Origin of the sequence: Bombella pluederhausensis (assembly GCF_026385525.1) — a bacterium.
Taxonomy (GTDB): Bacteria; Pseudomonadota; Alphaproteobacteria; order Acetobacterales; family Acetobacteraceae; genus Bombella; species Bombella pluederhausensis.
Map to the genome: position 1 here is coordinate 1 of NZ_JANIDY010000001.1, position 12,642 is coordinate 12,642.

9 protein-coding genes and 1 tRNA gene are annotated in these 12,642 nt (G+C 53.6%); 2 read left to right on the forward strand and 8 right to left on the reverse strand.

The genetic code is table 11. From position 1 onward, the window contains the following. From NQF86_RS00005 to hisB, 8 genes are all read right to left on the reverse strand, one after another. A partial coding sequence (locus tag NQF86_RS00005; RefSeq protein ID WP_266115581.1) for a beta strand repeat-containing protein occupies positions 1 to 5,609 on the reverse strand: 5,609 nt, incomplete at its 3' end. A 397-nt stretch (positions 5,610 to 6,006) separates the two neighbouring features. After that, a tRNA-Glu gene (locus tag NQF86_RS00010) sits at positions 6,007 to 6,082 on the reverse strand. Positions 6,083 to 6,211: 129 nt separating this feature from the next. Continuing rightward, positions 6,212 to 6,595, reverse strand: coding sequence for an HIT domain-containing protein (locus NQF86_RS00015; protein WP_266115582.1), 384 nt, complete (start codon positions 6,593 to 6,595; stop codon positions 6,212 to 6,214). 91 nt (positions 6,596 to 6,686) lie between these two features. Next, positions 6,687 to 7,046, reverse strand: coding sequence for a phosphoribosyl-ATP diphosphatase (locus NQF86_RS00020; RefSeq protein ID WP_266115583.1), 360 nt, complete (start codon positions 7,044 to 7,046; stop codon positions 6,687 to 6,689). Positions 7,047 to 7,086: 40 nt separating this feature from the next. Next, on the reverse strand, positions 7,087 to 7,848 hold the full coding sequence (hisF, locus tag NQF86_RS00025; RefSeq protein WP_266115584.1) for an imidazole glycerol phosphate synthase subunit HisF: 762 nt from the start codon (positions 7,846 to 7,848) through the stop codon (positions 7,087 to 7,089). Continuing rightward, positions 7,842 to 9,206, reverse strand: coding sequence for a 1-(5-phosphoribosyl)-5-[(5-phosphoribosylamino)methylideneamino]imidazole-4-carboxamide isomerase (gene hisA, locus NQF86_RS00030; protein WP_266115585.1), 1,365 nt, complete (start codon positions 9,204 to 9,206; stop codon positions 7,842 to 7,844). The genes hisF and hisA overlap by 7 nt, the downstream gene beginning before the upstream one ends. Positions 9,207 to 9,219: 13 nt before the next feature. Continuing rightward, positions 9,220 to 9,864: an imidazole glycerol phosphate synthase subunit HisH gene (hisH, locus tag NQF86_RS00035; RefSeq protein ID WP_266115586.1), complete on the reverse strand. Its 645-nt coding sequence runs from the start codon at positions 9,862 to 9,864 to the stop codon at positions 9,220 to 9,222. 83 nt (positions 9,865 to 9,947) lie between these two features. Next, positions 9,948 to 10,550, reverse strand: coding sequence for an imidazoleglycerol-phosphate dehydratase HisB (gene hisB / locus NQF86_RS00040; RefSeq protein ID WP_266115587.1), 603 nt, complete (start codon positions 10,548 to 10,550; stop codon positions 9,948 to 9,950). A 112-nt stretch (positions 10,551 to 10,662) separates the two neighbouring features. Between hisB and NQF86_RS00045 the strand changes: the two genes are divergently transcribed. Then, complete coding sequence (locus NQF86_RS00045; protein ID WP_266115588.1) at positions 10,663 to 11,280, forward strand: nitroreductase family protein; 618 nt, start codon at positions 10,663 to 10,665, stop codon at positions 11,278 to 11,280. 145 nt (positions 11,281 to 11,425) lie between these two features. Beyond that, positions 11,426 to 12,631 (forward strand): 5-demethoxyubiquinol-8 5-hydroxylase UbiM, encoded by a 1,206-nt coding sequence (ubiM, locus tag NQF86_RS00050; protein WP_266116397.1) that lies wholly within the window; start codon positions 11,426 to 11,428, stop codon positions 12,629 to 12,631. The last annotated feature ends 11 nt before the right edge of the window (positions 12,632 to 12,642 follow it).

The following is a 12,642-nucleotide window of genomic DNA, read 5'->3' on the forward strand; positions in this document are numbered from 1 at the left end:
ACCCCATTACTGATATTGGTTGCACCAGTGTTGCTGTTATTGCCAGTGAGCGTTAGCGTACCCGTGCCAGTTTTGGTCAGGGAGCCTCCCTGACCGTTAGCCTGTCCACCATCTTTGATGGATGCAGAAAGGGTATCGTCTTTATTCAGGGCACCCAATGTCAGTTGTTTGCTGCCGAGGTCAACTTCACCGGAACCGGAGAGAGAACCGATGTTGATTCCATCCGCCTGTAGACCGGAAATATCGACCTTTGAACCATCTTTATTTGTGATGGTCGCATCTTTTGCGTCTGAATTGCCAGTGAACAGGATACTGCCAGCGTTGGTGGTTGATGACGTACCAGCAGAACTTGAATCATTGAAGGTGATTACGCCACGGGTCGTATTTTCGATACTTGCCTGGCCAGCTGTACTCTTTCCATTAAAGTTAATGGTCGCTGGTTTGGGGTCGTCAGGGTTTGCGTTTTTGATTGTTGCGCTGCCAGCCGAGCTGGTGCCATTGAAGTTGATAACAGAGTTATCATTGTTTGTAATGGCTGCGTGATCTGCTGAGCTGTTGTTGTTAAAGTTCAGGACAGAGAAGTTATAGATATCTGTCTGATGGTAGCCAAGTGTTGCACCTGCGTTTGGATCATTATTAGTGCTACCATTCATATTAACGGTAGCACCTTTGTCTAAAACGATCCTACCGCCATGTGCTTCAGAGCTTGAGTTACCAAAAGGCGTGGTACTATTGGCATTTACAATAAAGCTATCGGTACCTGTTGTAGGGTTGCCAGAAATACCTTTGATAACTGTATTGCCCGTATATGTATTGTCTTTGTTCAGGTTGAGAACAGATGTTGTACCAACGCCGGCACCAACACTGTTCATGGCTTTGGTCTGCTTCTGAATCAGGTCTTGAATTAAAGGATTCGGATTTTCGTCTGTGTAGCTTTTCTGAGAACTACTGACTACGAGTTGGCCGGGTCCTATAATGGAGCCGTTCAAAGTCCATGTATTACCGAACAGATCAATATTCTGATCGTTGTTGGTGTCTGTATAATTTGTGTTTTTTCCAAGAATAATAGAGCGATTTGATGTAGTGTCCTTGCCAATTTGCAGGGTGCCACCATCAATATTTAAGGCTGTTCCAGATGCTCCAAGACTTTTGTCGGAAACAATTTCAAGCGTACCGCTATTTATGACAGTACCGCCATTATAGTTATTGTCGCCTGAAAGGAGAAGTTTGCCTAAATCTGTCTTGACAAGTGTTGTAGGATTATTCGGATCATCCTTGATGTTGGTGCTGATGATGGCAAAAGTGCCAACACCCCACCCTGTGCCATTCCCAACACGGATGGTTGATATTTTGTTTGTCTTGTTGAAAATGTTGCCGGTTGATTGTTCATCAGTATTTTTGTTCGTAACAGACAGAAAAGACTCAGCTGAATCGTAATGATCATTACCATTCAGTGTAATGGAGCTGTTATTGTCACTTGGTTTTAGGATGAAAGGCTCACCGACATCGCCTCCTTCCAGCGTGCGGCTGAACTGCATCCCACCGACCTCAACATTGCCTTTTACGGTGATGTCGTTGACATAGCCTGTCTCGGAAGCGGAGCCATGCCATGGCTGTTCAAAAATGGCGAAGTCGCCGTGGTGCCATGCTGCATTATCTGTACCACTGGCTGTTGTCCAGTTTGTGGAACTACCATCTCCCTGTTGCCAGGTGCCGGTGCCACCATGAACCTGCCCATCGGACTTAGTATTACTGCCATCCCAGAAAGATAAGTGATCCCCATTATTAGCGGTTGCCAAAGCAACCATGTGGTTACTGGTCTGGAGATTGTCTAGATTACTCTGTGTTTTCCCATCAATAATCAGAGAGAGATCGTGGGAATCATATTTCCCTGCGTATATGTACAGAGACTGGACACCAGATCCCTGCTGTCCTGCAAGAGATGCTGTATTCAGTGTGCCGTTAAGGTTTAGATCGCCTTTAACAAGAATGATACCGTTGGCTTGTTTCCCAGAACCATTGATATCTGTTCCAGCAAAATCTGATACACCGTTAACGGTTAGGTTGCCAGAAATACCCAGTGTTGATGCATTATGATTAGGTAATCCAGGTGAAATAATCGCACCATCATCGATGGTTATGTTGGAGGTATGGTCATTGTTACCTATTGTTCCAACACCAGAAATTCTACCGCCTTTTTCAACGGTAACGTTATTTGTTCCAAGTACGTTTGTGTTGACATGAACGGTACTTCCATCCTTTACAGTCGTATTTCCTGTATAAGAGAAGTTTCCATCGTAGAGCTCAACTAGCCCGTTTGAAGTGGTTAGATTGGTATTACCTGTAATGGAACCGTTCAGAATTTCATGTGGACCTGCGATGCTGAGGGTGCCGCCATTGCCACTGACATTACCGCTGAATGTATCGTTGGCATTGGTTACGCTCAGGGTCTGCTTACCGAGGTTGATGGTGGCTGCACCATTGCCTCCGCCAAGCCTGTCAACAGCGATGATGTTGTTGGTATTGGAGATATCAAGTGCAGGAGTATTCCCATCGGTATTGTTGTTAAAGTTAAGATAGGTCGAGGGAGACAGGTTTGCATTACCCGTCAGAATGAGATGACCATTTTGATTGATATTTGTATCGCCGGTGTAACCCTGTGCCTGTGTCAGAGTTTCTGTACCGCCAGAGACAGTAAGGCCGCCCTTGCCGGAAAGGACGCCATTATAGGTATCTTTGGCGTTGTTCAGATTTAACGTGCCATCCAGTCCACCAGCGGCATTGCCAGAGAGAGAGCCAACTATGGAGCCTGCACTGGTTACATTGAAGCTGCCACCATTGGCAGCCAATGTACCCTTTATGGTGTTACCATCAAGTGTCAGGGTGCCATCATTTTGTGTAATATTGCCGGATACGGTATTTCCGCTTCCCAGTGTCATGGTGCTGCTGTTGGTGGCGGAGCTGATGGAGCCGCCTGTAGCGGTCAGGGTAGCGCCATTGGCATTCTTAACATCGCCAACATCGCTGTTCGTCAGAGAAGACTTGCCAGCATTATTATTTAGGCTATTTAATTTTCCACCCGTTGTATTGAGTGTGGCGTTATTTGTAACATCGCCTGTATTTGTGTTCTGTAATGTTGCTGTTCCAGAATTATTATCGAGCGCACCTAATGTGCTGTTGCTAGCATTAAGCGTGTTAGTGTTTGTTGTCTTCTGGGTAACGCTACCACCATTCTCAATGGTGGTGGTCCCTTGGTTGTTGAGTGCACTGGCAAGAGAGCCGCCGCTGAGATCAAGGGTTGCACCCTGGCTGACTGTGGTGTCGCCAGTGTAACTATTATTGCCGGTGAGTTTTTGCGAACCACTGGTAATATTCAGACCGCCTGTGCCTGAGATAGAACCAGCGTAATCGGAATAAGAACTATTTTGTAGGTTAAGTGTGTTGTTACCAAGTTTGATAAGTGCTCCTGATCCGTATGGTGCGGTATATCCCAGCCCAGCAATTGTAATGGAATGTGTAACACCAGAGAGGTCTAGAATAGGTGCTCCATTGAGCAGGTTAACAACGGTCTTATCAGATAGGTTGGCATCACCTGTAAGGGCCAGAGTAGCCCCGTTCTTGACTTCTGTATTACCTGTATAAGTTTGTGCCTTGGTGAGGGTTTCTGTGCCACCAGTAACTGTCAGTCCACCAGTGCCGGATAGTACACCGTCATAGGTAGTGTTCTGCGCGTTGGTCAGGTCTAATGTGCCGTTTAAAGTACCATCGAGGCCGCCCGTGAGGGAGCCAACCTTGGAACCAGAGCTGGTTACATTAAAGGAACCATTATTGGCGGCTAATGTGCCGTTGATTGTATTTCCATCTAATGTCAGCGTACCAGCCTGTTGGGTGACATCACCGGATACAGTGCTGCCGTTACCCAATGTCATGGTACCATTATTGGTAACAGAGGAGAGTGTGCCGCCTGTGGCAGTCATGGTACCATTATTGGTAACAGAGGAGAGCGTGCCGCCTGTGGCAGTCAGGGTACCTGTGTTTGTAGTCGTGCCCGCAATGGTAGCCTTGTCAGTGATGGTAGAAGTACCATGATTGATTAAGGCCCCAGCGAGAGAACCGCTGAGATTCAGGCCAGCATTCTGGCTGACTGTGGTATCGCCTGTATAGCTGTTAGTGCCAGAGAGAGCCTGTGATCCGCTGGTGATATTCAGGCCACCCGTGCCAGAGATAGCGCCAGAGTAGCTGTTATCATTGCCATCGTTCTGGATAGTGAGGGTATTGCTACCGAGTTTGACCAGGCCACCAGAACCCCAGCTTAGACCAGCAAGGGTGATAGAACGTGTTGCTCCAGAAATATCCAGTGTGGACGGGCTGTCAGGGCGACCATCAAGGAGGTTAACATGGGTCTTTTCAGAAAGACCTGCGTTATTGCCTGTGAGGGCCAACGTCCCTCCGCCAGTGACACCTGTGTATCCTGTGTAGGCCTGTTGATTGGTCAGTGTTTCCTTGCCGCCGCTGATGAGCAGCTGTCCTGTACCAGATAAAACACCATCATACTGGCCATTGGCATGATTCAGAGTGAGTATACCCTGCAAGCCGTCCTGCGCACTGTTGGCAGAACCGGTCAGGGAGCCGATGGTGGAGCCATTGCCGGTAACGGTGAACTGACCACCATTGGCAGCCAGCGTACCGCCGATGCTGTTGCCATCCAGTGTCAGGCTACCAGCACTCTGTGTAACATCGCCGGATACAGCGTTTCCGCCTTTCAGCGTCATGGTGCCGCTGTTGGTGGCGGAGCCGATGGAGCCACCTGTAGCGGTCAGGGTACCTGTGTTGGTAGCGGTACCGCTGACTTTGCCGCCATTGATGTTGGTTGTGCCATCGTTTGTAAGGTTGCCAGCAACTGCACCGCTGAGATTCAGGCCTGCATTCTGCTTGACGGTGGTGTCACCCGTGTAGCTGTTGGCGCCAGAAAGAGCCTGTGTACCACCAGAGACAGTCAGGCCACCTGTGCCGGAGATGGTGCCAGAATAGTCGTTGCTGGGGTCAGCATTGGTCAGTTCAAGTGTCTTGCCTGCGAGGACGACATCCCCGGCACCTGCAAGTGCTTTGATCGAAGGATCATTATTTGTTTGACTTACATCGAACTTTGAGTTTTTATTGACACTGACCACGCTGGAAGACGCAATGCTCCCAGCACCGGAGAGGGCAAGGGTACCCTGCTGGATGTCAGTCGAGCCCGTATATGTGTTCTGGGCTGAGAAAATAGTCGTGCCGGGGCCATCCTGAAGGACGGAGAGAGGGGTCGTCCCATCCTGCAGGGGGGTGGATACAGTTAGAGTCTGGTCGGCGGCTGGGGCATATGTCTGCTGGTTGTTGTTCTGCTGCTCAGTGGTCGTATCTTCAGCTCGTGCGGATGTAGACGTGATGGAGAGCGAGGAAACGCCTGCCAGCAGCATAGCGAGACTTGCTGAGAACTTAAGATACTTAGAGCGGCTCTGCTTTTTTCTTAGCTCGGTAATGTGGCTGAGGTCGTGGAAGGCAGCGGACAGGCCGGAATTAACCTGCATGGAAGATAAAACCGCATCATGAGATGTGCGTTTCTTTTTCACGGTTCGCGCCTTTCAGAGAGGAACTCTTGTTGAATGAATACGAAGATGTCAGGAGGCAGGCAGAGCGGTCGCAGACCATGGCCGCACAGCTACCTCAGTTTTTCAGCAAGTAAAAAAATATTAAGATAAGGTCAATGCATATTTAACAGGTGGTAAACGTATTGTGAGGCAGCTCTTTTTCCCCTGAAGACAGGGAGTTGCCTAATGACGTTTCATGACATTCTGGGAGCGTAGTGTGACAGTAACAGCATGGCCTGAAGGCTGTGCCCTCAGGTAAAGACCCGTCTCTATTGCAAATAGAGCAGTATTTGGTAAGAAGATCACATCATCTATAAATGACGTTTACCAATAAAGAAGCTGTTTTTTCTGTAATCTGCCTTTTAAATGCCGAAGGCGTTGGCGTCCCGTACGGGATTCGAACCCGTGTTGCCGCCGTGAGAGGGCGGTGTCCTAGGCCTCTAGACGAACGGGACTAAAGGCGTGAGCTCTCTCTAGAGGGATCAGCAGGAGAGCGCAAGGGGGGATAAAGCATATTTTTACAAAAAAGCCCCCATATGAAGGGGGCTTTCTCATAATGATGGATTGTTCCGTTTTAGGCTATGTCAGCCTTTCTGGGAGGAAAGGACTGGACCAAGGGGACGTCCACCGAGAAGATGAACGTGGAAATGGGGCACTTCCTGCCCGCTATCAGGGCCGGAATTGCTGACCATGCGGAAGCCGCTTGGGATAAGTGACTGCTCGGCAGAAATCTTGTCGACCAGCTTCCAGAAATCCAGAATCTCCTCATTGCTCGCACGGGAGATGAAGTCATGCAGGTCCGTGTACGCCCCACGGGGAATGACCAACACATGAATCGGTGCAAGAGGGGAAATATCGTAGAAGGCGAAAGCGTGCTTGCTGTCGCAGACACGTTCGGCAGGAATCTCCCCTCGCAGAATCTTGGCGAAGACGTTGTTGGGGTCGTAAGCGGGATTGGATGTCGGCATAAGATGGGCTCCTCCTCTTGCTTCCATGATTGGGGGGTGGGGTAGGGGGAAGTCAAGGGGAGGGACGGCAACCCATCCATGAGCTCCAAGATCAGACGGACGGCTTGGGGCGGGAGGCTTTTTCTTCAATGCCACTGGTGCCTTCACGGCGTTCCAGTTCTGCCCAGACATCTGCCGGGTCAATCCCGGCATCAACCCACATGACAATCAGATGATACAGAACGTCCGCACTCTCACTGATGAGCGCTTTGCGGTCTCCGTGAATGGCTTCAATGACACATTCAACCGCTTCCTCGCCGAATTTCTGGGCGATCTTGCTTCTGCCCCGTGCCATAAGGCGGGCTGAATGGCTGACGGAAGGGGATGCCCCCTTGCGGGCCGTGACGGTATGGTAGAGCCGTTCCAGAACAGGCTGGCAGCGTTCACGGGCTTTTGTGTTATCCTGTGGCATATCGTTCTTATCCTTGTTCATGCCGGTCATGAGGGGGCAACTAGCGTCCGAGCCGGACAGGTAGCTGGGCATCATGCAGGGCCTGTTTGACCTCGCTGATCTTGAACTGGCCAAAATGGAACACGCTAGCGGCCAGAAGCCCGCTGGCCCCGGCCTGTGCGCCTTCTACAAAGTGCTCCAGCTCACCAACGCCACCAGAGGCGATGACGGGAACAGGAACACGTTTGCAGACCGTCTTCAGTAGATCAAGGTCAAAACCTGACCGGGTGCCGTCACGGTCCATGCTGGTGAGCAGGATTTCTCCGGCGCCACGACTAGCCATCTGTTCAGCCCAGGCAACAGCATCCAGCCCGGTGGGTTCACGCCCTCCCTTGGCATAGACTTCCCATCCGCCACGGCCATTAGAGCGGGCATCTATGGCGACCACGATGCACTGGCTGCCGAAGCGCTCTGCGGCCTCGTTGATGAGCTCTGGCGTGCGGATGGCGGCGGAGTTGATAGCGCATTTGTCAGCACCGCTCAGCAGCAGCTTGCGGATGTCCGCACAGCTGCGCACACCACCACCTACGGTCAGGGGAAGGCAGATTTCTGCGGCTGTGCGTTCCACAACGTCAAAAATGGTTTCCCGATTGTCGGAGCTGGCCGTGATGTCCAGAAAGGTCAGCTCATCGGCACCGGCGGCGTCATAGAGGCGGGCCTGTTCCACCGGATCACCAGCATCCCGCAGCGAGACGAAATTGACGCCTTTGACGACCCGGCCGTCACAGACATCAAGGCACGGAATGACCCGTAATTTCAGCATGAGCCCCCCAGTACGTCCAGTGCTTCCGGCAGGCTGACCCGCCCGTCATACAGGGCACGGCCTACGATGACGCCCGTGATGCCGGGAGCTTCTTTTGCCGCTTCCCGCAGGGCACGGAGGTGATCCAGCGTACCAACGCCACCGCTGGCGATGATGGGTACGGAAACATGCTGGGCCAGAGCGACCGTCTGCTCAATATCCAGCCCTTCCAGCATACCGTCACGGGTGATTTCGGTGAAGATGATGCCTGCGACCCCGGCATCCTCCATGCGGCGGGCAAGGTCTGTCGTGGTGAGCTCGGACACTTCGGCCCAGCCTTCCGTGGCGACACGGCCCTGTCGGGCATCAATGCCAGCGATCACCTTGCCCGGCCATGCACGAGCGGCCTGACGGACAAGGTCCGGGTCCTTCACGGCGGCAGAGCCTAGAATGACACGGCTGACACCGGCTTCCAGCCAGCGCTCGATGGTTTTCATGTCCCGCAGGCCACCGCCAAGCTGCACGGGCAGGGACGTGTTGGCGATGATGCCTTCTACGGCTTTCACATTGGCGGAACGGCCTGCAAAGGCGCCATCAAGGTCCACGATGTGGAGGTGGCGGCACCCAGCTTCTTCAAACAGCTTTGCCTGAGCTGGCGGATTGTCGGAATAATGAGTGGCGTCATTCATTTCACCCTGACGTAGCCGTACACAGGCTCCGCCTTTGAGGTCGATGGCTGGATAAAGTGTCAGGGAGGGATGTGTGGTCATGGTCTGCTCAGGTTCGTGGTGGGACATGGTGACGGGCATATCGGCCGGTTGCCACTGCATGGCTCTGTCAGCCGGGACGAGAAGCTTGGAAAAGAACAGCCCGCGGACTGTTCTATCTCCGATTCGGGCGAAATAAGGGTGCGTACCCCAATGGGTGAAGCCAAAATTATGGAGAAGGGCAATGGCGTCATGCAGTGTTTCACGGACACGACAGTCCAACGCCTTGGCACCACGGGCCTGAGCACGCTCAATGAGGGCGCTTAGGAGCAGGTTCCCCACACCTTTTCCCTGTTCGTATGGTACAATGAAAAAGGCGGTGATGGAGGCGCTGGTACCGTAGATTTCGGAGCCATGTGCGGCGTGGGCTAGAATGGCGGCCCCGCATATGCTGCCATCTGGTGAGCGGGCAATGAACACGTCACGGTCGGGAACGAGTAGGAGTCCCTCAAAAAAACGCCGTAAAACGCCACTTTCTGGCGGTGTGTGCCAGTCAAACACGCCTTCTGAAAGAATGGCGGCGGTGGTGCTTTCTATGAGGCTCTCCAGGTCATCCTCGCTGATGGTATGACCTAGACGCTCTGTACGGTATCCTTCAGCAATCTGTGTCATGGCCGTGCCTGCATCAGTAGGGGCGCCATGTCAGGAAGTTGCCGAGAATTGTCAGTCCCACATCCTGGCTCTTTTCCACGTGAAACTGTGTGCCGCAGCGGTTGCCTTTGGCCACGATGGCCGGAACCTTCATGCCGTAATCGGCCGTGGCGATGGTTTCCTCCGGGCTGGCATCTTTCAGGGCATAGGAATGGACAAAATAGCCATGATTGCCCGGCTCCAGCCCTTCGGTCAGCGGGTGGGCGCCGGGGGTAAAGGCAAGCGTGTTCCAGCCCATATGGGGGAGGGGTAGCCCTTGTTGGGCGCTTTCTTCCATGGGGGCGATATGGCCTTCTATCCAGCCCATGCCTTCTGTGCGGCCATGCTCCAGCCCATAGTGCGCCATGAGCTGCATCCCGACACAGATGCCCAGAAAAGGCGTGCCTTCAAGGGTTGCTTTCTCCAGCAGGGGGCGGAGATTATCCGCATCAAGCCCTTTGGCGCAGTCGGCAAAGGCGCCCTGACCGGGAAGAATAAGGCGGTCCGCCGTCAGGATGTCATGTTCGTTACGGGAAATGACGATGTCGGCGTCCAGACCACGCAGGGCCGCTGCCCGCCGGGCTGCCTGTGCAGCAGAAGCCAGGTTGCCGCCATTGTAGTCGATTACGACAACACGCATAAACTCTCTCCATACTGCAAGGTGTCCGGTCCTGTTTCAGGCAGGAGTGGGAGATAAATCAAGGGAAAACCGTAAAAGGGGGCTTAAAGCACCCCTTTTGTGGAAGGAATCTGGCCTGCGCTGCGTGGGTCACGAGACAGAGCCATGCGCAGGGCACGGGCGAAGGACTTGAAGGCACTTTCAGCAATATGGTGGGCGTTGGTGCCGGCACGGTTATTCATGTGCACGGTGATGCGGGCGGACATGCAGAGCGCCCGGAAGAATTCTTCCACCATTTCCGTAGCCATGCTGCCGATCATCTCACGAGGGAATTCGATGTTCCATGCGAGAAAGGGGCGTCCTGAAATATCAACCACAGCTTCGCAGAGGGCTTCATCCAGTGGGACAAGGGCGAAGCCGAAGCGCTCGATGCCACGCTTGTCGCCAATGGCCCGGTAAAGAGCCTCACCGAGCGTGATTCCCACGTCTTCAATGGTATGGTGATCGTCAATATGCAGGTCGCCTTTCACCTGCACATCAAGGTCCAGTCCTCCATGACGGGCCAGAGCATCCAGCATATGGTCGAAGAAGCCGATGCCGGTCTTGATGTTGTTCTTGCCCTGTCCGTCCAGAGAGAGGGAGAGGGTGATGTCAGTCTCGCCTGTCTGGCGATTCAGGGTAGCGGTGCGGGGTGTCTGTGTTGTCATATCTTTCTGCTATACTAATCTGCGTCAGTTTCCAAACTTGCGCCTCAGGGGTGTGTAGGGAAGACTGGTTTTCATTCAGATTCACCACATGGTTGTGAGGAGATCCGCTATCATGACGCAGGCTTCATCTGTCCCGCCGCTTGACCTGCTGCTGGAGCGGTCATCAACGGGTGATCTTGTGGCGCCAGCCCCACAGGGGGACGTGCTGGTCCGTATCCTTTCGGCTGGCCTGAGAGCCCCGGATCACGGTCATCTCTGCCCGTGGCGGTATGTTGTGATTGCCGGGGATGCCCGTCCTGCCTTTGCCGAGCATGTAGTGGCCGCCATGGGGCGGCAGGAACCGGATGCGCCGGAGAAAAAACGTGAGAAACGGCGTAGACGTTTCTCTGAGACTCCCATGATTATCGCTTTGGGTATGCATTTGCGGCCGGAGCATAAGGTACCTGTTATGGAACAGGAAATGGCGGTGGCAGCCGGGGCCATGAACGTGCTCAATGCCTTGCATATGGAAGGTTTCGGTGGTGTGTGGGTCAGCGGCGGATTCTGTGAGGATCGGGCACTGCTCAGCCAGCTTGGGCTGGATGCGCCGCACCGTCTTGCAGGCTTCCTGCTGGTTGGTACGGCCGAAAAGCCGGAGCGTGCCCGTGAACGGCCTGAGACGGGCGATTACATGGCGTTCTGGACGGGCAGTGAGCCTGTCACATTCAGAGCGGATGAACGGCAGCGCTGAGGGGCGCTTCAGCTCGCTCCGGTATGGTCTGGTTGTCGGGGGGCGCTGGTTGGGTTAAAGCCATGGCCATGTGAGTGAGGGATGCGGAGTCAGCATGACGCAGCACGGTGATAGTCATCAGGCGGAACAGCCGCAGAACGATCTTCTGGGCAGTGATGTGGTGATTGCTGGTGGAGGGCCTGCCGGTCTGGCCGCTGCATTGTCCTTCGCACGAGAAGGCTGGCATGTGCATGTGGTGGAAAAAGCACCGTTGGATGTGCTTAAGGCACCATCTTTCGATGGGCGTGAAATTGCGCTGACGCATCATACTGTTCATTGGTTGAAACAGCATGGCGTGTGGGATGAGATTCCAGCCGAGGCGATTTGCCCTTTGGAAACAGCCAGAGTGGAAAGTGGCCGTCTGGGTGGCCCCCCGCTGATCTTTCATGCACCGGGTCAGTCAGCAGAGGCTGGCGAGGGAGCCGCTGGAGAGCCGCTGGGCTATTTGGTGGCAAACCATCTCATTCGCCGGGCTCTTTATCAGGTCGTCAGTCGGACAGAGGGTATTACCCTGTCTTGTCAGATAGGGGTAACGGGATATCGGGCAGGCCGTGATGATGTGCGTGTCCAGCTCTCTGATGGTAGGGCGGTGCAGGCCCGTTTGCTTGTAGGAGCAGATGGGCGCTTCTCCCAGATACGGGATATGGCCGGGATCGGGGCCATCGTGCATGATTTTGGTATGAGCATTCTTGTCTGCCGGATGCGTCATTTGACCCCTCATGACAACACGGCCCTGCAATGGTTTGATGAGAAGCAGACAATTGCCCTGCTTCCTGTCGCACCGGATGGGGGCATGGGCGATATTTCCTCTCTCGTGCTGACATTGCCACCCGATGAGATCGCCCGTTTGCGGGTTGCTGAAGCTGATGACTTCAATGCGGAAATTACCCGCCGTACGGATGAGCGGCTTGGTTTGCTGCGTGTTATGGGCAACCGCATCACATACCCGCTTAAGGCTGTGTACGCGCATCGTTTCCATGCTTCACGTGTAGCGCTGATTGGGGATGCGGCTGTCGGTATGCATCCGATTACAGCACATGGCTTCAATTTTGGGATACGGGGTCAGGAAACTCTGGTGCGGGAATTGAGTGCTGGTCCGGGTGATCCGGGAGATGCTGCATCCTTGTCCCGGTTCGAGTGGCGGCATAGACGGGCAACATTCCCGCTTTTCACGGCTACTAATGCCATTGCCGTGGCCTATACCCGTGACGATGGACCTTTTCCTCTTGCCCGCCGTGCTGGACTGATGCTGGCGGACCGTCTGGCTCCTTTCAAGAAGGCCGTTACACGGATGTTGATGGACCCTGTGTAACGGGGAAGGTT